The 23800-nt window shown below is 48.5% G+C and carries 13 protein-coding genes, 1 tRNA gene and 1 pseudogene; 6 read left to right on the top strand and 9 right to left on the bottom strand.

The annotated features are described in order from the left end of the window. Window positions 1-41: 41 nt before the first annotated feature. The 3 genes and pseudogenes from nrfA to PGN_RS08285 all read right to left on the bottom strand — a co-directional run bounded on the left by nrfA (window position 42) and on the right by PGN_RS08285 (window position 2875). A pseudogene (gene nrfA / locus PGN_RS08295) lies at window positions 42-1602 on the bottom strand (ammonia-forming cytochrome c nitrite reductase). Window positions 1603-1623: 21 nt separating this feature from the next. Further along, on the bottom strand, window positions 1624-2235 hold the full coding sequence (gene nrfH, locus PGN_RS08290; RefSeq protein ID WP_010956414.1) for a cytochrome c nitrite reductase small subunit: 612 nt from the start codon (window positions 2233-2235) through the stop codon (window positions 1624-1626). 567 nt (window positions 2236-2802) lie between these two features. Then, window positions 2803-2875: transfer RNA gene (locus PGN_RS08285), tRNA-Lys, on the bottom strand. A 236-nt stretch (window positions 2876-3111) separates the two neighbouring features. On the opposite strand from PGN_RS08285, the gene PGN_RS08280 reads away from it, so the two are divergent. Beyond that, the gene (locus tag PGN_RS08280; protein ID WP_021662358.1) at window positions 3112-3726 is read left to right on the top strand and encodes a porin family protein; all 615 of its coding nucleotides are present in this window, start codon (window positions 3112-3114) and stop codon (window positions 3724-3726) included. A gap of 124 nt (window positions 3727-3850) precedes the next feature. On the opposite strand, the gene eno is transcribed toward PGN_RS08280, so the two are convergent. Continuing rightward, on the bottom strand, window positions 3851-5128 hold the full coding sequence (eno, locus tag PGN_RS08275; RefSeq protein WP_012458500.1) for a phosphopyruvate hydratase: 1278 nt from the start codon (window positions 5126-5128) through the stop codon (window positions 3851-3853). 215 nt (window positions 5129-5343) lie between these two features. Continuing rightward, window positions 5344-5763, bottom strand: a complete 420-nt coding sequence (locus PGN_RS08270) for a YkvA family protein (protein WP_012458498.1) — start codon at window positions 5761-5763, stop codon at window positions 5344-5346. Between the two features lie 136 nt (window positions 5764-5899). On the opposite strand from PGN_RS08270, the gene PGN_RS08265 reads away from it, so the two are divergent. Beyond that, window positions 5900-6403: an RNA polymerase sigma factor gene (locus PGN_RS08265; RefSeq protein WP_004583457.1), complete on the top strand. Its 504-nt coding sequence runs from the start codon at window positions 5900-5902 to the stop codon at window positions 6401-6403. Window positions 6404-6621: 218 nt separating this feature from the next. Here PGN_RS08265 and PGN_RS08260 read toward each other — a convergent pair whose 3' ends face one another. The 4 genes from PGN_RS08260 to PGN_RS11350 form a co-directional block, all read right to left on the bottom strand. Further along, on the bottom strand, window positions 6622-6834 hold the full coding sequence (locus PGN_RS08260; RefSeq protein WP_004583456.1) for a PG1828 family lipoprotein: 213 nt from the start codon (window positions 6832-6834) through the stop codon (window positions 6622-6624). 171 nt (window positions 6835-7005) lie between these two features. Beyond that, window positions 7006-8679, bottom strand: coding sequence for an AMP-binding protein (locus PGN_RS08255; protein WP_012458497.1), 1674 nt, complete (start codon window positions 8677-8679; stop codon window positions 7006-7008). Between the two features lie 474 nt (window positions 8680-9153). Further along, window positions 9154-11277: a RecQ family ATP-dependent DNA helicase gene (locus PGN_RS08250; RefSeq protein ID WP_012458496.1), complete on the bottom strand. Its 2124-nt coding sequence runs from the start codon at window positions 11275-11277 to the stop codon at window positions 9154-9156. A gap of 45 nt (window positions 11278-11322) precedes the next feature. Next, window positions 11323-11565 carry a DUF1661 domain-containing protein gene (locus PGN_RS11350; protein ID WP_077110578.1) on the bottom strand — a complete coding sequence of 81 codons (243 nt, stop codon included), beginning with the start codon at window positions 11563-11565 and terminating at the stop codon, window positions 11323-11325. A 338-nt stretch (window positions 11566-11903) separates the two neighbouring features. Between PGN_RS11350 and PGN_RS08245 the strand changes: the two genes are divergently transcribed. The 4 genes from PGN_RS08245 (at window position 11904) to hagA (ending at window position 23795) form a co-directional block, all read left to right on the top strand. Further along, window positions 11904-12719 (top strand): glycogen/starch synthase, encoded by an 816-nt coding sequence (locus tag PGN_RS08245; protein ID WP_012458495.1) that lies wholly within the window; start codon window positions 11904-11906, stop codon window positions 12717-12719. 102 nt (window positions 12720-12821) lie between these two features. Beyond that, window positions 12822-14189 (top strand): DUF4270 family protein, encoded by a 1368-nt coding sequence (locus PGN_RS08240; RefSeq protein WP_012458494.1) that lies wholly within the window; start codon window positions 12822-12824, stop codon window positions 14187-14189. A gap of 102 nt (window positions 14190-14291) precedes the next feature. Then, complete coding sequence (locus PGN_RS08235) at window positions 14292-15527, top strand: nucleoside permease (protein ID WP_043876335.1); 1236 nt, start codon at window positions 14292-14294, stop codon at window positions 15525-15527. A 381-nt stretch (window positions 15528-15908) separates the two neighbouring features. Next, on the top strand, window positions 15909-23795 hold the full coding sequence (gene hagA / locus PGN_RS08230; RefSeq protein ID WP_012458492.1) for a hemagglutinin A: 7887 nt from the start codon (window positions 15909-15911) through the stop codon (window positions 23793-23795). The last annotated feature ends 5 nt before the right edge of the window (window positions 23796-23800 follow it).

Genomic DNA, 23800 nt, shown 5'->3' with positions numbered 1-23800 from the left:
GTCTTAGTGAAAAGAACAGATCAGTCTTATCGTATTAGACCTTATTTGGCTGCTATCAAAAGACCTTTTCCTTTTGCTTTCTTCACCCACTTGGGCACCACTGTCTCCAAGAACTTTTCTTTGTTCTTGTGCAACCCATCCATATCCAAGCCTATATACTTCTGGGCTTTTTCTTTGGTGGAGACATCAGGCAGTGGTACCTCATCCGTATAGCCATGACGTGCAAGTACCCGAGCTATCTCTATACGTGCTTGCATCGCACGCTCCAGCCCGTTGCTGAGAATACGTGTAATCTCTTGCGGTGCATGGAATGAAGCTCCATGAGAAGCCACTCCATAGTCCCAACGCCACTGTGATTGGCGGATATACTTAAGTATGGGGGTCATTTCCTTTTCTGTGGCTCCTTTATCCCAGGCGAACTGAGCTTCAAGATGCGCTTTGGCCAGTTCGTTTTCCAACTGATTGCGCACTTCATTTGCTTTCCGCTGACGTTCGTAAACGTTTTTGCGTAACTCTTCCTCGCTTTCACGGTGACAGGTCTGACAGGTGCGATCCATGTGCGCCAAAGGACTCGTGATGTGATGATCACTGAACTTCACTCCTCCTTCGCTTATGTATGGCATATGGCAATCGGCGCACGACACACCTCGCTGGGCATGGATTCCGTGTTGAGAGATCTCGAAGTCCGGATGCTGTGCTTTCAGAATGGGGGCGCGGCTCAGGGTGTGAATATAGTCGTAATACTCAGCTTCATCGTAATATCGTTCTGCATCCTCCATTGTCATTCCTTTATCCCATGGGAAGGTGAGGTATTTGCCTTCTCCCTTAAAGTAGTATTCCACATGACATTGGGCGCATACGAGTGAGCGCATCTCCTGATGTGAAGCCTTGGTTATATCCAGCCCACGTCTTTGAAAAGCTTCGATAAGCGCGGGGCGGGAGATGTGCAGATCCATCGTTTCCGGATCATGGCAGTCTGCACACCCTATCGGATTCACTATGTCACTGCCCAGACTGCTCCATTTGTTTTTATAGAATTCGTCTACTCCAATGGCTTGCATCATGCGTGGCACATCGGGACTCTTACATACCCAGCACGTGGCGGGCTGCATGTCTCCTGCCCCATCGATTCCCGGATTCCCGGTTCGCAGGGTACGCTGCATATCCTGTATAGCATGCATATGACCGCGAGGAGATGTATAGTCTCTGGAGAAGGCATAGCCGGCCCAGAATATAACCATGTTGGGACGTTGTTATCAAAGCCCTCTTCACCTCCTCAGATACGGGGCCCCAGAATATAACCATGTTGGGACGTTGTTCCAATACGTCTATTGCCTGACTGCCGTTGAATTCCGACCGGAAAGATGTATCTGCGGTATAAGTCCACGTCTCGTATTCTCGAGGATAGTTACCGCGATACATTTCGTTGCGAGCTTCAAAAGGAGCGATTTTATCCTTCTTGTTGGCGTATATGCTCTGGATCTCGGCTCTCCGTTCCGTTACGGATGCTGCCAATAGTCCCAGACAGAACACCACCACCATAGAGCTACTGAAAATAAGCCATCCTTGCCAGGATTTTAGTTTGCGTTCCTTGTTTTTCATAAAAATGCTCTTTTGTTTGGTTTATTTCTTCTTGCTTATATAGGCCCTAAGCCACTGCGGGACAGGGGACTTTGGGTATGATATAATCCCGTTGGGCGTTGCGCTAAGGCTGTTTTTGCCTCCATGAGGCACATCTCTGTGGCAGTCCCAGCATGCTTTCTCTTCTGCAGTACGAATATCCGCCCTGGTCAGCATTCCTGTACGGACAAATTCTTGATTGAGTTGAGCGTGGCAACGCACACAGTTGTCATAGATTACCGCCTGACTTGCCGATATGGCCTGCATGCGTTGAGGTTCGTTCCTCATGGTAAATACATAGGAGTGCCGCAGACCATCTGATGCCTTGAAATAATACTTGCTGAAAATACTGTTGTGTGGCACATGACAGTCGTTGCAGGTGGCACGCATCGCGTGGGAACTATGTTGCCAAGTGGCATAGTAAGGCCCCATTACATGGCAATTGATACAAACTCGTGGATCGTCACTTAAGTAGCTATAAGCTTTGGACATATATACAAGGTATGCGCCTAATCCAACGAATACACCAACTAGTACCAGCGCAAAGACCTTATGCCGGAAAGAAGGAAGAAGTTTCCTCCCAAATCGTTCGAATACAACCTTTAGCCTCGCCATAGAATTAATCGATAAAAATCCACGCCTTTAGCACTGTCCTGTAGGTGCCTTTTTCCGTATCGGTATCTCAATGGACATCCCTAATGCTTTTGGGCGTTTTTTTGTCTTTTAGGCTTTTATCACCTCTGTTGCATTTTCAAAGGTATAAATAATTTTATTTGTAACGTCAGTTCGACGTAAGAAAACAGGGCTATCGCATTTGAAAGTTTATACTGTATCCTTGGTTTCTTTGTTCTACAATTAGGATCTCTAACACATTACTTTTGCCTTGTTATTAGAGTTAAAAAACAGATGGCTCGTTCCGTGTCCTATTATCACTTGAAAAGAACTTCTTTTTGTATTATGCGGTCATAGCTCCTGTGTAAAGAGAAATTTGACTCTCGGGAGAGTTTTATCAATGCATTGGAGGAGATAACAATAATAGAAATAGTAGAATTAAGGCAAGATTAAACGAAAAGAGTCCGGTTTTGTACCGGACTCTTTCTATAACACAAGGATAATTTAATATCCAACTTCTTGGGGGCGCACTTCAAAAAACCGAATTTTGTCATGACCCCTTTCCTTTCGTGAATCGCCTGGGGTTCGAACCCAGGACCCCATCCTTAAAAGGGATGTGCTCTACCTGCTGAGCTAGCGATTCAGCCTTAGAAGCATTTCTTTGTTTGAAATGCGGTGCAAATGTATGTAATAATTTTATATCATCCAATATTTTGTCCATTTTTCTCGTTTTACAGATTCCACCTGATAAGTGCAAATCTTCCATTTGAATGATACGTTTCATTGTGTATCTTTGCTGCATTGGAAGGTATGTATAGGCATACTTTTGAACGAGAGAGTGTGTTACATTGTAGAACAAAACTCAAAAAAGAACGAAAAATGAAGAAAATGATTTTGGCAGCTACTATGCTGTTCGCAACAATCGGTTTTGCAAATGCTCAGAGTCGTCCTGCTCTTAGACTGGATGCTAACTTTGTCGGTAGTAACTTAATGCAAAAAGTCGCAAACACGAGCGTGAACAATAAGATGATCGTAGGCTTACGTGTTGGTGCCGCTGCTGAGTTCGCTCTTAGCAATGATGGATTCTATCTCGCCCCCGGATTGGCCTATACGATGAGAGGTGCTAAGATGGAATCACTAAGTGAAACGACAACTCGCTTGCATTATCTGCAAATACCGGTGAATGCCGGTATGAGATTTAGCTTTGCTGACAACATGGCTATTTCATTGGAAGCAGGTCCCTATTTCGCATATGGTGTCGCCGGAACGATTAAGACTAAAGTTGCAGGCGTTACGGCTTCTGTAGATGCCTTTGGTGATAACGGATATAACCGTTTCGACTTGGGCTTGGGCTTGTCTGCTGCCTTGAGCTACGACCGTTATTACGTACAAATTGGATATGAGCATGGATTGCTTAATATGTTGAAGGATGCTCCGGATAAGACTTCTTTACGTAATCATGACTTCTTTGTGGGTCTCGGTGTTCGCTTCTAAATAAGTCGGCAATATAAATGCCCCCAAAGTTGGAAACACAACTTCGGGGGCATTCTTTTTTTGGGCAGTGGCACTATCTTTTCCCTATTCAGTCGAAAGATGTACCCTGTGTGTACTTTGTCGCTTACACTTTCTTGTAGCCGTATACAGCGCAAGGGCCTAACTCCTCTTCGATGCGGAGCAGTTGGTTGTACTTAGCCATACGGTCGGTACGACTGAGCGATCCGGTCTTGATCTGTCCGGAGTTGGTTGCTACAGCAATGTCTGCGATAGTGGTGTCTTCTGTCTCTCCGGAGCGGTGCGAAGTAACGCTGGTAAAGCCGTGACGGTGTGCCATCTCGATGGCATTCAGGGTCTCTGTGAGCGTACCAATCTGGTTTACCTTGATAAGGATGGAGTTGCCGCACTTCTCGGCGATACCACGGCGAAGGAATTCCACGTTGGTAACGAAGAGATCGTCGCCGACGAGCTGAACCTTATCTCCCAAAGCTACGGTCAGCTTCTTCCAACCTTCCCAGTCATTTTCGCTCATACCGTCTTCGATAGAATCAATGGGATACTTGCCAACCAGTTCGGTCAGATAAGCCACCTGCTCATCGATAGAGCGTTTCTTGCCCTTTTCGCCTTCGAACTTGGTGTAGTCGTAAATACCATCCTTGAAGAACTCGGAAGAGGCGCAGTCCATTGCGATGGTAATATCCTTACCGGGCACGTATCCGGCAGCTTCCACAGCCTTGAGGATCGATTCGATAGCATCTTCCGTACCATTCAGGGCAGGAGCAAAACCTCCTTCATCTCCGACTGCAGTACTCAGACCACGATCGTGAAGCACCTTTTTGAGTGCATGGAAAACTTCGGCACCCATGCGCAAGCCCTCACGGAAGCAGCATGCTCCTACAGGACGGATCATGAACTCCTGGAATGCGATAGGAGCGTCCGAGTGAGAACCGCCGTTGATGATATTCATCATAGGAACGGGCAGAACATAGGTGTTCGAACCGCCGATATATCGGTAGAGAGGAATATCCAAATAAGCTGCAGCTGCTTTGGCTACGGCCAGTGATACGCCCAGCATGGCATTTGCTCCGAGGTTGCTTTTCGTTTTGGTGCCATCCAATTCGATGAGCTTGCGGTCAATAGCTGTTTGTTCCAATACAGACATTCCGCAGAGTGCGGGATCTATCACTTCATTTACGTTCTTCACAGCCTTGAGGACACCTTTGCCACAGTAGCGAGCCTTATCCTGATCGCGAAGCTCGATAGCCTCATTCTCACCGGTGGAAGCTCCGCTGGGTACAGCCGCGCGTCCTATTATGCCACAGGCCAGGTGTACATCTACCTCGACCGTCGGATTGCCTCTGGAATCGAGGATCTCCCTGCCAATAATCTTTACAATTTCCATTTCTTCTTGTTATTACTAAGGATTGATTAAACTTCTTTTCATTAAGCCGCACAAAAATACACCTTTTCCTACTAAAAGGCTAATAGTCTTTTTGTTGGCAGAGGTACGCAAAGAGAGGATACACAGAGGCCTGATATAACAAGATCAAAGATGAAAGACGAAGAACCCGCTGATAAGCATGAGTATTCTTGCCACCAATGAGTCGCTTATCTGCCTCAATCTTCAAAGATGGTGGCAGCACGCAAACGAGCTTTCTCTCGAATGGCCGGAGTGATGCGTCGATGTAAGATCCTCAATACGATGGAAGTAACAGCCAAATCGTCTGTAAATCCTATCAGGGGCAGTGCGATATCGGGAATCAGGTCGAAGGGAAGGAGGAAGTAGCCAAGTGCTCCGGCAAGGAGCAGTTTTTCTTTCATTGTTATCTCCCCCGCCTGTAGCATATAATACAGAGTCAGCACTTGTCCGGTACCGAAGCGGCCGATTAGCCTGCAGTATTTCAGCACCTTGTTCACCAGAGCATTTTCTTGATAGTAGGAAGCATAGTACGATATGTCCGCCAGGGTGGTCGGGAGCTTATCCACAAACCCTTTGCGAGCAGGTTGCCGCCTTTTCTGAAGATGGTTTCTTTTCATGTCATTGATGCTGTCTATTATGCTTAATACGCTGTTTATTAGGGTTTCTCACCTATTCGATTATCTTTGTATCTGTGGCAGGAGGGAATGAATCTTCCAACCATTGGCTTCAACAACAACAAAGAAACAGCTTATTATGAATAGTGTGCAATTTCGCGAAAAACTTCTGAGTCTGCAAGACAATATGCGCAATTTTGCCCTGACTCTGACTGCCAATCGGGATGATGCAGAGGATTTGCTCCAAGATACAACTCTCCGTGTGCTTCATAACGAGGACAAGTTCGTTGATAATGTCAACTTCAAAGGCTGGGTGCTCACTGTCATGCGAAATATCTTCATCAACAACTATCATAAGTTGGTTCGCTCACAAACGGTTATCGATCCCAACAGCGATCCGTACAATGTACCTCTCCTGAATGAGGGAGGAGAGGATACGCCCGATGGCACTATGACCATCAAAGAGATAACGGCGGCCATTGCATCGCTGAATGAGACTCTCAAGCAGCCATTCTCCATGTACGTGAGCGGATATAAATACAATGAAATATCCGAGACTCTTGGAATCCCTCTCGGCACGGTGAAGAGCCGTATATTTCTTGCCAGACAGGAACTGCAGCAGCAACTCAAGGACATGAGATAACAGCCTGCTCAGCACACACAGCCTCCATCGACAACAGTATCAAAAAAGGGTATTCGTTAAAGCCTTTGAAAGGCCGATAACGAATACCCTTTTTTGTTGCAACAGCTCGCTAAGGCGAGAAGTTCATAACTGAAAAAGAGACATAAGTCCGACTCTCTTGAAGTCAGACTTATATCTTACCCCACAAATGATTCGGGGGATGCTAAATAGCCGTTGGATTATTGAGCGGCTTGTTCAGTAGCTTCTTCAGCCTTCATTGCAGCAGAATCGATCTGCATAGCAGCCGTATCAACTACAGGAGCTGCGTCTTCTACCAAAGTGGCAGAATCCATAGCCGTAGAGTCAGCAGCTTCTTCAGTCTTAGCCTGAGAGTTGCAAGAAGCGAATGATACAGCTGCGATTACAGCTGCAAAAGCAACAAATTTCTTCATTTCCTTTTGGGGTTAAAAGTGTAATTAATGTTCTATAACGGCGCAAATATACAGTTTCTTTTGGTACCACCAAAAAAAACGACCAAATGCTGTTTGCATTGAGCCCTTTTATCCGGAAGCCTTACGCATGGCTATTCCTTTTACAGACGGGGGGCACCCGATCTTGTGCAATCAAGTATAGAGGAAACGTTTGATGCTGCGTTTGGGTGTCTTCTCGAACTCTTCGTCATGGCGGACAAAGGCCGTTATTTTCTCGTATGCACCCACTTGCCCGTTCAGTTCGGCTCGGCTCCTTTCGATATAAGCCCATGCCTGATCCGGAGAGATCCCTTTATGCTCTATCGCCTGTCTGTCCGGCACGATTAGTGCGATCAAGCGTCCGTCTCGCTCTGTGACGATACTTTCGAGGACGTAGGATAGATTGTTGATCTTCGATTCTATTTCTTCGGGATAGATATTCTGTCCGTTTGATCCGAGGAGCATGGTCTTGGATCGCCCTTTGATAAAGATATTTCCCAAGCTATCTATGGTGCCAAGATCACCTGTACGCATCCACCCATCGGGAGTAAAAAGCTCGGCTGTCAGTTCGGCATTCTTATAATAGCCGAGACAGACGTTCTCCCCACGAACCTGAATCTCTCCCACATCGCCGCTGTCGCTATGCCTTTCCTGTCCCGAATGATCGATTCGTGCCTCCATAATAGAGAGCGATTTGCCACAGCTGCCGGGCAGCCACAGGCTGTGATCCTCATAGCTAATGAGGGGGCCGCACTCCGTCATGCCGTAACCGACGGTCAGCGGAAATCCTATCCGATAGAGGAAATGAGCTACTTCATCGTTGAGAGCAGCTCCTCCGATGATGATTTGTCGGAAATTACCTCCGAAGGATTCGATCAGCTTGCTCCGGATCGATTTGTGGATCACCTTTCTCAGCACAGGAAGTCTTAGCAGGAATTTGATTAACGGTGTCTTGATTTTCGGAGCTATTGCCTTGTGATACAATTTCTCTATGATGAGAGGCACCATGATGACAAATGAGGGGTGTACATCTGCAAAGGCTTTGATCAGAGTGAGAGGAGAGGGGATTTTGCCCAAGATATACACATGCACACCTATAGTCAATGGCGTAAGAAAGTTGAACGCACAGCTATAAGTATGGGCCAATGGAAGGAAGCAAAGGATCGTCTCGCCTCGGAACATAATGTCTCTATCCTTAACGTAGGTTACATTGCCGGCCAGATTGTTGGCACGAAGCATAACCCCCTTACTGAATCCGGTCGTACCGGAGGTATAGTTCAGCAGGATGAGATCGTCGTTCGACACCTCGGCATAGCGAATATCCTCTGCCGTGAAGCCGGAAGGGTAGCGTTCGGAGAAAGAGCGACTCAATCCTTTTACTTCCCGACTGAGCAAGCCACCCTCCGTACGATCCAGGAAGACCGTATAATCACGGATAGAGACGGCTCCGCACAGGAGAAGGAGCTGAGACGGATCCATCGTCTCCCATATTTTGTCCGATACGAAGAGATACTTGGCATCGGAATGCGTCACTATACTTGCTGCATCGGCTGCATTGAAATCGGGTAAGACAGGAACGATGATAGCTCCATACGTGATGACGGACATGAAAGCCATACACCATTCGGCAGAGTCTTTGCCGAGCAGTGCCACCTTGTCTCCCGGCTTGAGTCCGATGCGCTCGAAGAGCAAATGTCGGCGAGCAATATCGGCAGCCATCTCTCCGTAGGTGTAGCTCTCTTTCGTATCGTAGTTAGTGAGTGCCGGGAGTGCCCAATGCTCTCGAAAGCTATCTTGATAAAGTCGGATGAAATTCTGTTCGATCATATATGCACAAAAACATATCTTTTGCGCAAAAATACACAAAAAGCCATAAAACGAGCAAACGACACCCTGACGATAGTGAGACGACCGAATCAAAAGGCGAGCAGCATCTTCAAGTGGTTTTGTCAGAAAACGGCTTTATCCCGGATTTGTCATTTAGAAAAGTAAGACCTATCGACAATCCGGGTTTATGCGGAAGAACGCTTCAAGCGTATGAAGCCCTCATTTCTTCGACCCATTAACCTCGGGGTGGAGGCAGCGGGGTAAGCTTCGCAAACCGTAAAGAACCTGGAGTTCGGATTCGGAATTATCGGAAATGAAAGACCCGAATGCTTCTAAAGCTTCTCCATGACCCGTACGACACACTCTATAGGTGAACAAAAAAGATACTTCTTGATAATCTTCTCTTTTTGCAAAGGTTTCTATAATTCTAATGGAGAAGGTGCAATCTGTAGAGCAGGGAGAGCGAGGCGGGGGCTAAAGGTTCAGTCCTCCGGGAAGTTTGTGCGTCAGGAAGACGGTATCGCCATCAGTGGAGTACTGCCAGGATTCTTTCATGACGAAGCGTATTGCTTTGAGCACGACGTCGGGATGGTGATGCACTTCTCGGCAGATATCCGCAATCAGTACGTAGGGTGTTTCTTCGGTCAAACGTTGCTCGAGGAAATGTAGCAAGTCGTCCACTTCATGATGGTGCAGTTCTCCGTCTTTTCTCCTTAGACATACGTCGCATAGCTTGCAGTTGTGGGACTGCTCCTCGCCGAAGTAGGCCAGAAGCATGCGGCTGCGACAGGTGTTTTCTTCCTCTATGTAGCGGAGCGACTGATCGATTCGTGCTTTAAGCCGATCGCGACGGTCCTCGTAAGCCGCACGAGGTATCTGGAGCAATTCTGCATCCTCACGTCTTGTGAGAAAATAAATTCGTGGCAGATTCTTTTGTGGAATATAGTTCACTATGCCGGCTTTGTTCAGAAGCAGGAGTTGCTGATAGACCTGATCGACGCTAAGCCCTGTCTTTTCGGCCAATTCGCTTTCCACTATGGAAACATAATCTGCAAACAACCCGTCGTATGTCCTCATCAGGGCAGTCAGCACGCTGTCGGAAGCCTGTTCGCTTCTCATGCGGTATAGCTCGTCGCGCTGCACCTGTATTGTCAGGCGCGAGCGCGTCTTTTCCTCCCGATACTCCCAAATCCCGGCTACATCGAGGATGCGAATCGCAGCCAATACTTGTGTTGGGAACATCCTGAAATTCCGGCAAAAAGCATCGATGTCGAAGTCGAAAGATCGCTCGAATCCCTCTCCTTCTCCTATCTGCAGGTAGTTGCAAATCCGATTGTACACCGTGGCGATGTATTCACGTGGAGGAAACTCATTGCTCACTCGCCTTTTCAGGTTGAATATGTCGTCCTCCCCTGCCAGTAAGACGGCATAGGCCCTCTCTCCGTCCCGACCGGCGCGACCGGCCTCTTGGAAATACTCCTCCGGCGAAGAAGGCATTTCCATGTGAAGTACCAATCTGACATCGGGCTTGTCGATCCCCATCCCGAAAGCATTGGTGCAGACGATGATCCGCGTTTCCCCTTCCATCCAGCTTTTTTGCCGTATTTCCCGTGTCACATGGTTGAGACCGGCGTGATAGAAATCGGCCGAGAAACCGTTTTCGCCGAGGAAGCGTGCCAGATCGCGCGCCTTATCTCGGTTGCGACAGTATACGACGGCCGAACCGTCCACGCGACTGAGGATATGCAGCACCATCGTCTCTTTGTCTGCCGTCCGGCGGATGGAATACGACAGATTGGGGCGGAAAAAGCTTTTTCTCAGCACGTTCGGCTCCGGAAATCGGAGGATGCGTTGTATGTCGTCGATCACCGGCCGTGTAGCCGTAGCTGTCAATGCCAATACGGGAACATCCGGCAGGGCCTCCCTGATGTCTGCGATCGAGAGGTATGCCGGCCGGAAGTCATAGCCCCACTGGGATATACAGTGACATTCGTCTACGACCAGCAGACTTACCCTGAGAGCATGCAGACGGCTGAGGAAAAGTTCCGAGCCCAGACGTTCGGGCGAAACGTATAGAAATTTGTAGCGGCCGTAAATACAGTTGTCCAGCGTGGTGATAATCTGCTCGCGCGTCATTCCGGCATGAACGGCTGTCGCCTTGATCCCCTTTTGGCGCAATCCCATGACCTGGTCCCGCATCAGAGCAATCAGTGGCGTTACCACGAGAGTCAAACCCGGCAGTAGCAGCCCGGGTACTTGGAACGTGATACTCTTGCCTCCACCCGTGGGCAGTAGTCCCAATGTGTCCTTCCCTGCCAAAACGGATTCGATGATCGGGAGCTGCACAGGCCTGAACGAAGGGTAGCCCCAATAGTGTAGCAAAACCTCCTCCGGCGTATGCAGAGACGGAGCTTCGATCTCATTGGAAAACACCTCCGGCATAGGAGGAAGAAAGTCTTCTTCCTCTCCTCCGATCTCATCACTCTGCTCATGGTCGTACACTTCCCCGTGCAAATAACGATCGGGAAGCTCTTTCATATCGGTGGAGAGGGGATAGAGACGTTCACCCGGTGGCAAGTGTTGCAGCTCTTCGCTCATCTTTGTTCTCGTTCTGTATTCTATATGATTCTCTGCATTCCAAATTCAGACAGCCTGTGGACTAACCCCGGATAATAATCCGGTGCAGCGTGTGAAAATCATACACGAAAGTACGAATAATACGCCCAACCGTCTGTCTCGAACCTCAGCCGATCTCCGACAATTCCGGAACCACAAAAGCTGCGATTGCGGTTCGTTTTTTTGGGAAAAGTGACGCGAGATTTTTTTCGTTGTGGCGCGTAAATTTTTCTTTTCTCGCACCAAAAGGAAAACTTTTACGCGCCGCATTTTTAGGGCCGGCGAGTCGCCGTTTTTTGGCTCGTGAAAAGGTAGCGATCCTCAGCCGGTTCTTCTTCGGCTATTTCTTTTCCCATCTTGTCGGATCTTTTGGCTTAATCCTCTCATAATCAGGTGCTCATCCTTGAGTGGTTTGTCTCTCGATTCGCACTTTGGTCTCCTCCGTTTAGGTCTGGTTTTGGGGGCTTGTTTATGGTAGCCTTTGCAGTGCGATTCTTGAGGTATTTGGTCTTTTTATACTTATCTAAGAGGGCTTTACGTACTTCTTCCTTATCTTGCCGATGAGTTTTTTTTGTACCTTTGCAAGAAACGTAGATGACGGTAAAAGAATGGATTCCAAAAAAATTCTTTACATATCCCAAGAAATTTTCCCCTACTTGCCGGAAACGGACATATCGGTCGTTTCGCGCAAATTGCCTCAGACCATTCAGGAGCGAGGCAATGAGGTGCGCATTTTTATGCCCCGCTATGGTATCATCAATGAGCGTCGCAATCAGTTGCACGAGGTGATACGCCTTTCCGGCATCAATATGATCATTAACGACAACGACCATCCGTTGATCATCAAAGTGGCTTCCATCCAGTCGGCCCGCATGCAGGTTTATTTCATCGACAATGATGATTTCTTCAAGCGCAAGACGATGTACGACATCAAGCCCAAGCAGGAGAATGACAACGATGAGCGAGCCATCTTTTTTGTGCGCGGAGCACTTGAAGCGATCAAGAAACTGCGTTGGATTCCCGATGTCATCCATTGTCATGGCTGGTTCACGGCGTTGGCTGCCTTGTATCTGAAGAAGATGTATGCGGATGATCCTTGCCTGCAAAAAGCAAAAGTGGTCTACTCCGTCTACGATGATGCCGGACAGGGAGTGATCCCGGAGACCCTCTTCGGTAAGCTCGGATTCGACAAGATCACGCCCGATGACCTGTCCGTAATGGAGCAGTCGTCCGACTATTTGGCCCTGAACCGTCTGGCCATCCGATATGCCGACGGTGTCATTCAGGGATCGGAGACCATAGCACCGGAGCTGACCGACTATATATCCTCTTTGGAGGGGAAGGCTTTCCTCCCATACCAAGGGAAAGAGGACTATGAAGAAGCTTTCGATAACTTCTATACCGCTCTTTTGACGGCCAACTGATTTGTCTCATTCTGCCTGACCGCGCCGTAAAAAACAATATGCAGGCAGCGATTAGCGTTAATTATCTGCCTTTCCACGCAAACCCAACGATTCACCATTATTATGAAGAGATACCTTCTTCTTGTTTTTTCGTTAATGGCTCTCCTCACGGTAGCCTGCGATGATGATCTGTCTCCGATCGGAGGTTCTATCCAGCCTCCTTCGGATCCGGTTTCGGCCAGAGTGGATACGCTCGAATTTTCTGTCAAGACGATACCGATGGGCGATATTTATAACCGAACGAACTATACCCTGCTGGGAGATCTGACGGATCCCGAATATGGCGACTTGAAGGCTGACTACATCATGCAGTTCAAGAGTCCGAGGAATTTCAAATTCAAGTATCCGCCCAAAGATGGGAAGATCGACTCCGTGAAGCTCAGTATCAACTATGACAGTTGGGCGGGGGACTCCACGTCTATCATGAAGGTTTCGATCTATAAAATCAACAAAGCCATTCCTCCCTCATACTACTCCACACAGGAATTGGCCTCCCTGCTGGACGAAACGCAGATCATAGCCTCGCAAACATTCAAGGCTGGCAACGACTCGGCATTCCACCGCGTAAGAATACCCTTGCCCAATGAGATCGGCCAAAAGATATACGATCTCTCGGTAAACAACCCAAGTGTTTTCGATACGCAGGAGAGCTTCTATAATAATGTGTTGGGCGGTCTGTATGTGACTACGACGACGGGTACGGGAGTTGTGCTCAGCGTGTACAATACGCAGATGGCCATCTTCTATAGCTACAAGGTTGCGGCCGATTCTACCGCAACGGCTTCAGAGACATTCGTAAATACGAGCGAATCCTATCAGGTCAATCATATCAAGAACTCCCAAATATCCCACCTGTTGCAGGAGAATGACTCTCTCTCTTGTGTGAAGAGTCCGGCAGGGGTGATGACGCAACTGACAATCAGCAAAGAGCAGTTTACGGATGCTTTCACGAGCAATCTGTCTTCCTCTTTGGCTTGGCAAATCGGTGAAGCACAGTTCAATATCAGCGCTTCGAAGCCATCTGAGGGCTTGATGCTGAGTCCGCCCTCCTACTTGTTGCTCTTGCCGCAGGATTCGGTGAGAAACTTCTTCGAGCAAGAACAGACCGAGCTGATGCAGCCTCGCACGGCATTCCTATCGACCATATACAACATTAAGAAACGGGAGTATCGGTTTAGCAATATCAGTCGCCTGCTGATGGAGCATATCAAGAACAATACGGAGAAGACTCCCGAGGGCAAGCCTTATATCACCAAGGACCTTGTTCTCGTACTGCTGCCTGTGAAGCGTCAGGTTGCGGGAGCTTCCAATTCGCTGTACACCTCTCAGCTGAATAATTTCATGTTCCCGTCCGGCGTCAAACTACAGCTCGGGAAAAAAAATAAGACGGCGCGTATCGGCGTTTACAGTATGACTTATACCGACAACTGATACATGCTACAATAATTGGGGATAAGCCTTTCGATTCGGGATTCGGTGCCGTCGAAGGGCTTTTTCTTTTCAGTCTTCCGGAATAACTACAATCACACACTCATGATGAAGCAATTGAAATATCGTCTGACCCTGATGAACTTCCTGCAGTTTTTCATTTGGGGAGCTTGGCTGATTTCCCTTGGTGGATATATGGCGAGCGTACTGCATTATTCCGGTTTGGAAATAGGTGCCATATACGGTACGATGGGCATTGCCTCTCTTTTCATGCCGGGTTTGCTGGGTATTCTGGCGGACAAGTACGTGGCAGCACAAAAGCTCTTGGGGGCGTGCCATCTGATCGGAGCCATATTGCTGGTTTATGCTTCCACGCTGAGTAGTTACTCCGTTTTTTATCCCGTTATGCTCCTGCTCTGCATGAGCTATATGCCTACCCTCGCTCTCACCAATACGATAGCCTATACTGCTATGGAGAAAGCCGGTATGGATATAGTGCGCGAATTTCCTCCTATACGCGTATGGGGTACTGTCGGCTTCATTTTGGCCATGTGGACCGTCGATATATGCGGATGGGTAATGAGCAGTATGCAATTCTATGTCAGTGCGGTGGCTTCCCTTGCATTGGGATTGTATGCTTTTACCTTGCCTCACTGCCCTCCGGCAAAAGAAAACAAGAAGAAGGGGGTGCTTGCCGTCTTGGGGCTGGATGCTTTTGTCCTTTTCCGCCAACGTCGTATGGCTATCTTCTTCCTCTTTGCCATGCTATTGGGAGCAGCCCTTCAGGTCACCAATACATTCGGCAATCCGTTTTTGTCTCATTTTGCGGATGCTTATAGCGAGAGCTTTGCCGTGCAGCACCCCAATGTGTTGCTTTCTTTGTCGCAGATTTCCGAGACTCTTTTCATTTTGACCATTCCGTTTTTCATGGGGCGTTTCGGGATCAAACGGGTGATGCTTATGAGTATGTTGGCTTGGGTGTTGCGTTTTGCTTTCTTTGGTCTTGGCAATCCGGGTAGCGGCTTCATTTTCCTCGTTCTGTCGATGATCGTATATGGTATGGCCTTCGATTTCTTCAATATCAGCGGTTCCATGTTTGTCGATCGAGAGACTACACCATCGATTCGGGCAGCTGCTCAAGGCCTTTTTATGATAATGACCAATGGTATCGGAGCTATCATCGGCGGATTTGCCAGCGGTTGGGTGGTAGATCGCTTTACGGATGCCGGTCATACGGCTTGGAGCACGGTATGGTATATTTTCGCAGCTTATGCATTGGTCATTGCCATCCTCTTTGCTTTCTTTTTCAAGTCGGAAAGCAGTCCCCTCTCTCGATCTTAGGATACCTGTTATCTACCGATATCCGGCTCTTCGGCAGAGAATGCGAGAGATTCAGGATATATCGCAACGGCCTTGTCAAGATCGAGGCCTCTTTAGGTCATGGATATAACGTGAGTTCGATGTAAGCTTTTCGGCCTTTCCATCATACAATCGATTCGATTCTCTTTGGACTCAATAAAAAATATAAAATACTCAAAGAGTTGGCATATAACTTTGCCTCAGTGGCGAGTGGGTTTTTCGGCCAATTCCTAAAGAAGAAAATAGCTGTTTGTATCTTTTTGCGAAAAAAGTTTGGCGGATTAAGATTAAAAACATATCTTTCGGGCGATAGTGGTAGAGCACTATCTTGCGAAACATTAATCTTTAATACTTTCAAAAGGTATGAGAAAATTGAATTCTTTATTTTCGCTCGCCGTCCTATTATCCCTATTGTGTTGGGGACAGACGGCTGCCGCACAGGGAGGGCCGAAGACTGCTCCTTCTGTGACGCACCAAGCGGTGCAGAAAGGTATTCGAACATCCAAGGTTAAGGATCTCCGAGATCCGATTCCTGCCGGTATGGCACGAATTATCTTGGAGGCTCACGATGTATGGGAAGACGGCACAGGCTATCAAATGCTTTGGGATGCAGATCACAATCAGTACGGCGCATCCATTCCCGAAGAATCTTTTTGGTTTGCCAACGGAACGATCCCGGCCGGTCTTTACGATCCTTTCGAGTATAAAGTTCCGGTCAATGCCGATGCATCTTTTTCTCCCACGAATTTCGTGCTTGATGGAACAGCATCAGCCGATATTCCTGCCGGCACTTATGACTATGTAATCATTAACCCCAATCCTGGCATAATATATATAGTAGGAGAGGGTGTCTCCAAAGGTAACGATTATGTGGTAGAGGCCGGTAAGACTTATCATTTCACTGTCCAACGACAAGGCCCCGGCGATGCTGCGTCCGTTGTAGTGACCGGAGAAGGTGGCAATGAATTCGCTCCCGTACAGAATCTCCAATGGTCTGTATCTGGGCAGACAGTGACCCTCACTTGGCAAGCCCCCGCATCCGACAAACGGACTTATGTGTTGAACGAAAGCTTCGATACGCAAACGCTTCCTAACGGCTGGACAATGATCGATGCTGATGGTGATGGTCACAATTGGCTATCTACAATAAACGTTTACAACACTGCTACTCATACAGGTGACGGTGCTATGTTTAGCAAATCATGGACTGCTAGCGGTGGTGCAAAAATTGATTTGAGTCCTGACAACTATTTGGTAACTCCAAAGGTTACGGTTCCTGAGAATGGTAAACTTTCTTATTGGGTTTCATCTCAAGTGCCTTGGACTAATGAGCATTATGGAGTGTTCTTGTCCACAACCGGAAACGAGGCTGCAAACTTTACGATAAAGCTACTGGAAGAAACCCTCGGATCCGACAAACCTGCTCCGATGAACTTGGTGAAGAGTGAAGGAGTAAAGCTTCCTGCACCTTATCAGGAAAGAACCATCGATCTCTCTGCCTATGCCGGACAACAGGTGTACTTGGCATTCCGTCATTTCAACTCTACAGGTATATTCCGTCTTTATCTTGATGATGTGGCTGTTTCTGGTGAAGGTTCTTCCAACGACTACACGTACACGGTATATCGTGACAATGTTGTTATTGCCCAGAATCTCGCGGCAACGACATTCAATCAGGAAAATGTAGCTCCCGGCCAGTATAACTACTGTGTTGAAGTTAAGTACACAGCCGGCGTATCTCCGAAGGTATGTAAAGACGTTACGGTAGAAGGATCCAACGAATTTGCTCCTGTACAGAACCTGACCGGTAGTGCAGTAGGTCAGAAAGTAACGCTTAAGTGGGATGCACCTAATGGTACCCCGAATCCGAATCCCGGAACAACAACACTTTCCGAATCATTCGAAAATGGTATTCCTGCCTCATGGAAGACGATCGATGCAGACGGTGACGGCAACAATTGGACGACGACCCCTCCTCCCGGAGGCACCTCTTTTGCAGGTCACAACAGTGCAATCTGTGCCTCTTCGGCTTCTTATATCAACTTTGAAGGTCCTCAGAACCCTGATAACTATCTGGTTACACCGGAGCTATCTCTTCCTAACGGAGGAACGCTTACTTTCTGGGTATGTGCACAAGATGCCAATTATGCATCAGAGCACTATGCCGTGTACGCATCTTCTACGGGTAACGACGCTTCCAACTTCGCCAACGCTTTGTTGGAAGAAGTGCTGACGGCCAAGACAGTTGTTACGGCACCTGAAGCCATTCGTGGCACTCGTGTTCAGGGCACCTGGTATCAAAAGACGGTACAGTTGCCTGCGGGTACTAAGTATGTTGCTTTCCGTCACTTCGGCTGTACGGACTTCTTCTGGATTAACCTTGATGATGTTGAGATCAAGGCCAACGGCAAGCGCGCAGACTTCACGGAAACGTTCGAGTCTTCTACTCATGGAGAGGCACCGGCGGAATGGACTACTATCGATGCCGATGGCGATGGTCAGGGTTGGCTCTGTCTGTCTTCCGGACAATTGGGCTGGCTGACAGCTCATGGCGGCACCAACGTAGTAGCCTCTTTCTCATGGAATGGAATGGCTTTGAATCCTGATAACTATCTCATCTCAAAGGATGTTACAGGCGCAACTAAGGTAAAGTACTACTATGCAGTCAACGACGGTTTTCCCGGGGATCACTATGCGGTGATGATCTCCAAGACGGGCACGAACGCCGGAGACTTCACGGTTGTTTTCGAAGAAACGCCTAACGGAATAAATAAGGGCGGAGCAAGATTCGGTCTTTCCACGGAAGCCGATGGCGCCAAACCTCAAAGTGTATGGATCGAGCGTACGGTAGATTTGCCTGCGGGTACTAAGTATGTTGCTTTCCGTCACTACAATTGCTCGGATTTGAACTACATTCTTTTGGATGATATTCAGTTCACCATGGGTGGCAGCCCCACCCCGACCGATTATACCTACACGGTGTATCGTGACGGTACGAAGATCAAGGAAGGTCTGACCGAAACGACCTTCGAAGAAGACGGTGTAGCTACGGGCAACCATGAGTATTGCGTGGAAGTGAAGTACACAGCCGGCGTATCTCCGAAAGAGTGTGTAAACGTAACTGTTGATCCTGTGCAGTTCAATCCTGTACAGAACCTGACCGGTAGTGCAGTCGGCCAGAAAGTAACGCTTAAGTGGGATGCACCTAATGGTACCCCGAATCCAAATCCAAATCCGAATCCGGGAACAACAACACTTTCCGAATCATTCGAAAATGGTATTCCTGCCTCATGGAAGACGATCGATGCAGACGGTGACGGCAACAATTGGACGACGACCCCTCCTCCCGGAGGCACCTCTTTTGCAGGTCACAACAGTGCGATCTGTGCCTCTTCGGCTTCTTATATCAACTTTGAAGGCCCTCAGAACCCTGATAACTATCTGGTTACACCGGAGCTATCTCTTCCTAACGGAGGAACGCTTACTTTCTGGGTATGTGCACAAGATGCCAATTATGCATCAGAGCACTATGCCGTGTATGCATCTTCTACGGGTAACGACGCTTCCAACTTCGCCAACGCTTTGTTGGAAGAAGTGCTGACGGCCAAGACAGTTGTTACGGCACCTGAAGCCATTCGTGGCACTCGTGTTCAGGGCACCTGGTATCAAAAGACGGTACAGTTGCCTGCGGGTACTAAGTATGTTGCTTTCCGTCACTTCGGCTGTACGGACTTCTTCTGGATCAACCTTGATGATGTTGAGATCAAGGCCAACGGCAAGCGCGCAGACTTCACGGAAACGTTCGAGTCTTCTACTCATGGAGAGGCACCGGCGGAATGGACTACTATCGATGCCGATGGCGATGGTCAGGGTTGGCTCTGTCTGTCTTCCGGACAATTGGGCTGGCTGACAGCTCATGGCGGCACCAACGTAGTAGCCTCTTTCTCATGGAATGGAATGGCTTTGAATCCTGATAACTATCTCATCTCAAAGGATGTTACAGGCGCAACTAAGGTAAAGTACTACTATGCAGTCAACGACGGTTTTCCCGGGGATCACTATGCGGTGATGATCTCCAAGACGGGCACGAACGCCGGAGACTTCACGGTTGTTTTCGAAGAAACGCCTAACGGAATAAATAAGGGCGGAGCAAGATTCGGTCTTTCCACGGAAGCCGATGGCGCCAAACCTCAAAGTGTATGGATCGAGCGTACGGTAGATTTGCCTGCGGGTACTAAGTATGTTGCTTTCCGTCACTACAATTGCTCGGATTTGAACTACATTCTTTTGGATGATATTCAGTTCACCATGGGTGGCAGCCCCACCCCGACCGATTATACCTACACGGTGTATCGTGACGGTACGAAGATCAAGGAAGGTCTGACCGAAACGACCTTCGAAGAAGACGGTGTAGCTACGGGCAACCATGAGTATTGCGTGGAAGTGAAGTACACAGCCGGCGTATCTCCGAAAGAGTGTGTAAACGTAACTGTTGATCCTGTGCAGTTCAATCCTGTACAGAACCTGACCGGTAGTGCAGTCGGCCAGAAAGTAACGCTTAAGTGGGATGCACCTAATGGTACCCCGAATCCAAATCCAAATCCGAATCCGGGAACAACAACACTTTCCGAATCATTCGAAAATGGTATTCCTGCCTCATGGAAGACGATCGATGCAGACGGTGACGGCAACAATTGGACGACGACCCCTCCTCCCGGAGGCACCTCTTTTGCAGGTCACAACAGTGCGATCTGTGTCTCTTCGGCTTCTTATATCAACTTTGAAGGCCCTCAGAACCCTGATAACTATCTGGTTACACCGGAGCTATCTCTTCCTGGCGGAGGAACGCTTACTTTCTGGGTATGTGCACAAGATGCCAATTATGCATCAGAGCACTATGCCGTGTATGCATCTTCTACGGGTAACGACGCTTCCAACTTCGCCAACGCTTTGTTGGAAGAAGTGCTGACGGCCAAGACAGTTGTTACGGCACCTGAAGCCATTCGTGGCACTCGTGTTCAGGGCACCTGGTATCAAAAGACGGTACAGTTGCCTGCGGGTACTAAGTATGTTGCTTTCCGTCACTTCGGCTGTACGGACTTCTTCTGGATCAACCTTGATGATGTTGAGATCAAGGCCAACGGCAAGCGCGCAGACTTCACGGAAACGTTCGAGTCTTCTACTCATGGAGAGGCACCGGCGGAATGGACTACTATCGATGCCGATGGCGATGGTCAGGGTTGGCTCTGTCTGTCTTCCGGACAATTGGGCTGGCTGACAGCTCATGGCGGCACCAACGTAGTAGCCTCTTTCTCATGGAATGGAATGGCTTTGAATCCTGATAACTATCTCATCTCAAAGGATGTTACAGGCGCAACTAAGGTAAAGTACTACTATGCAGTCAACGACGGTTTTCCCGGGGATCACTATGCGGTGATGATCTCCAAGACGGGCACGAACGCCGGAGACTTCACGGTTGTTTTCGAAGAAACGCCTAACGGAATAAATAAGGGCGGAGCAAGATTCGGTCTTTCCACGGAAGCCGATGGCGCCAAACCTCAAAGTGTATGGATCGAGCGTACGGTAGATTTGCCTGCGGGTACTAAGTATGTTGCTTTCCGTCACTACAATTGCTCGGATTTGAACTACATTCTTTTGGATGATATTCAGTTCACCATGGGTGGCAGCCCCACCCCGACCGATTATACCTACACGGTGTATCGTGACGGTACGAAGATCAAGGAAGGTCTGACCGAAACGACCTTCGAAGAAGACGGTGTAGCTACGGGCAACCATGAGTATTGCGTGGAAGTGAAGTACACAGCCGGCGTATCTCCGAAAGAGTGTGTAAACGTAACTGTTGATCCTGTGCAGTTCAATCCTGTACAGAACCTGACCGGTAGTGCAGTCGGCCAGAAAGTAACGCTTAAGTGGGATGCACCTAATGGTACCCCGAATCCAAATCCAAATCCGAATCCGGGAACAACAACACTTTCCGAATCATTCGAAAATGGTATTCCTGCCTCATGGAAGACGATCGATGCAGACGGTGACGGCAACAATTGGACGACGACCCCTCCTCCCGGAGGCACCTCTTTTGCAGGTCACAACAGTGCGATCTGTGTCTCTTCGGCTTCTTATATCAACTTTGAAGGCCCTCAGAACCCTGATAACTATCTGGTTACACCGGAGCTATCTCTTCCTGGCGGAGGAACGCTTACTTTCTGGGTATGTGCACAAGATGCCAATTATGCATCAGAGCACTATGCCGTGTATGCATCTTCTACGGGTAACGACGCTTCCAACTTCGCCAACGCTTTGTTGGAAGAAGTGCTGACGGCCAAGACAGTTGTTACGGCACCTGAAGCCATTCGTGGCACTCGTGTTCAGGGCACCTGGTATCAAAAGACGGTACAGTTGCCTGCGGGTACTAAGTATGTTGCCTTCCGTCACTTCGGCTGTACGGACTTCTTCTGGATCAACCTTGATGAAGTTGAGATCAAGGCCAACGGCAAGCGCGCAGACTTCACGGAAACGTTCGAGTCTTCTACTCATGGAGAGGCACCGGCGGAATGGACTACTATCGATGCCGATGGCGATGGTCAGGGTTGGCTCTGTCTGTCTTCCGGACAATTGGACTGGCTGACAGCTCATGGCGGCACCAACGTAGTAGCCTCTTTCTCATGGAATGGAATGGCTTTGAATCCTGATAACTATCTCATCTCAAAGGATGTTACAGGCGCAACTAAGGTAAAGTACTACTATGCAGTCAACGACGGTTTTCCCGGGGATCACTATGCGGTGATGATCTCCAAGACGGGCACGAACGCCGGAGACTTCACGGTTGTTTTCGAAGAAACGCCTAACGGAATAAATAAGGGCGGAGCAAGATTCGGTCTTTCCACGGAAGCCGATGGCGCCAAACCTCAAAGTGTATGGATCGAGCGTACGGTAGATTTGCCTGCGGGCACGAAGTATGTTGCTTTCCGTCACTACAATTGCTCGGATTTGAACTACATTCTTTTGGATGATATTCAGTTCACCATGGGTGGCAGCCCCACCCCGACCGATTATACCTACACGGTGTATCGTGACGGTACGAAGATCAAGGAAGGTCTGACCGAAACGACCTTCGAAGAAGATGGTGTAGCTACGGGCAATCATGAGTATTGCGTGGAAGTGAAGTACACAGCCGGCGTATCTCCGAAGGTGTGTGTAAACGTAACTATTAATCCGACTCAGTTCAATCCTGTACAGAACCTGACGGCAGAACAAGCTCCTAACAGCATGGATGCAATCCTTAAATGGAATGCACCGGCATCTAAGCGTGCGGAAGTTCTGAACGAAGACTTCGAAAATGGTATTCCTTCCTCATGGAAGACGATCGATGCAGACGGGGACGGCAACAATTGGACGACGACCCCTCCTCCCGGAGGCTCCTCTTTTGCAGGTCACAACAGTGCGATCTGTGTCTCTTCGGCTTCTTATATCAACTTTGAAGGTCCTCAGAACCCTGATAACTATCTGGTTACACCGGAGCTTTCTCTTCCTGGCGGAGGAACGCTTACTTTCTGGGTATGTGCACAAGATGCCAATTATGCATCAGAGCACTATGCCGTGTATGCATCTTCTACGGGTAACGACGCTTCCAACTTCGCCAACGCTTTGTTGGAAGAAGTGCTGACGGCCAAGACAGTTGTTACGGCGCCTGAAGCCATTCGTGGCACTCGTGTTCAGGGCACCTGGTATCAAAAGACGGTACAGTTGCCTGCGGGTACTAAGTATGTTGCCTTCCGTCACTTCGGCTGTACGGACTTCTTCTGGATCAACCTTGATGATGTTGTAATCACTTCAGGGAACGCTCCGTCTTACACCTATACGATCTATCGTAATAATACACAGATAGCATCAGGCGTAACGGAGACTACTTACCGAGATCCGGACTTGGCTACCGGTTTTTACACGTACGGTGTTAAGGTTGTTTACCCGAACGGAGAATCAGCTATCGAAACTGCTACGTTGAATATCACTTCGTTGGCAGACGTAACGGCTCAGAAGCCTTACACGCTGACAGTTGTAGGAAAGACGATCACGGTAACTTGCCAAGGCGAAGCTATGATCTACGACATGAACGGTCGTCGTCTGGCAGCCGGTCGCAACACGGTTGTTTACACGGCTCAGGGCGGCCACTATGCAGTCATGGTTGTCGTTGACGGCAAGTCCTACGTAGAGAAACTCGCTGTAAAGTAACGAGA

Origin of the sequence: Porphyromonas gingivalis ATCC 33277 (assembly GCF_000010505.1) — a bacterium.
Lineage (GTDB): Bacteria > Bacteroidota > Bacteroidia > Bacteroidales > Porphyromonadaceae > Porphyromonas > Porphyromonas gingivalis.
This window is presented reverse-complemented; position numbering and strand designations above follow the sequence as displayed.

Excerpts from the sequence above, each read along its gene's own strand:
- nrfH (WP_010956414.1), bottom strand. The coding sequence starts at position 2,235 with ATGGCGAGGCTAAAGGTTGTATTCGAACGATTTGGGAGGAAACTTCTT.
- PGN_RS08280 (WP_021662358.1), top strand. The coding sequence starts at position 3,112 with ATGAAGAAAATGATTTTGGCAGCTACTATGCTGTTCGCAACAATCGGT.
- eno (WP_012458500.1), bottom strand. The coding sequence starts at position 5,128 with ATGGAAATTGTAAAGATTATTGGCAGGGAGATCCTCGATTCCAGAGGC.
- PGN_RS08270 (WP_012458498.1), bottom strand. The coding sequence starts at position 5,763 with ATGAAAAGAAACCATCTTCAGAAAAGGCGGCAACCTGCTCGCAAAGGG.
- PGN_RS08265 (WP_004583457.1), top strand. The coding sequence starts at position 5,900 with ATGAATAGTGTGCAATTTCGCGAAAAACTTCTGAGTCTGCAAGACAAT.
- PGN_RS08260 (WP_004583456.1), bottom strand. The coding sequence starts at position 6,834 with ATGAAGAAATTTGTTGCTTTTGCAGCTGTAATCGCAGCTGTATCATTC.
- PGN_RS08255 (WP_012458497.1), bottom strand. The coding sequence starts at position 8,679 with ATGATCGAACAGAATTTCATCCGACTTTATCAAGATAGCTTTCGAGAG.
- PGN_RS08250 (WP_012458496.1), bottom strand. The coding sequence starts at position 11,277 with ATGAGCGAAGAGCTGCAACACTTGCCACCGGGTGAACGTCTCTATCCC.
- PGN_RS11350 (WP_077110578.1), bottom strand. The coding sequence starts at position 11,565 with ATGCGGCGCGTAAAAGTTTTCCTTTTGGTGCGAGAAAAGAAAAATTTA.
- PGN_RS08245 (WP_012458495.1), top strand. The coding sequence starts at position 11,904 with ATGGATTCCAAAAAAATTCTTTACATATCCCAAGAAATTTTCCCCTAC.
- PGN_RS08240 (WP_012458494.1), top strand. The coding sequence starts at position 12,822 with ATGAAGAGATACCTTCTTCTTGTTTTTTCGTTAATGGCTCTCCTCACG.
- PGN_RS08235 (WP_043876335.1), top strand. The coding sequence starts at position 14,292 with ATGATGAAGCAATTGAAATATCGTCTGACCCTGATGAACTTCCTGCAG.
- hagA (WP_012458492.1), top strand. The coding sequence starts at position 15,909 with ATGAGAAAATTGAATTCTTTATTTTCGCTCGCCGTCCTATTATCCCTA.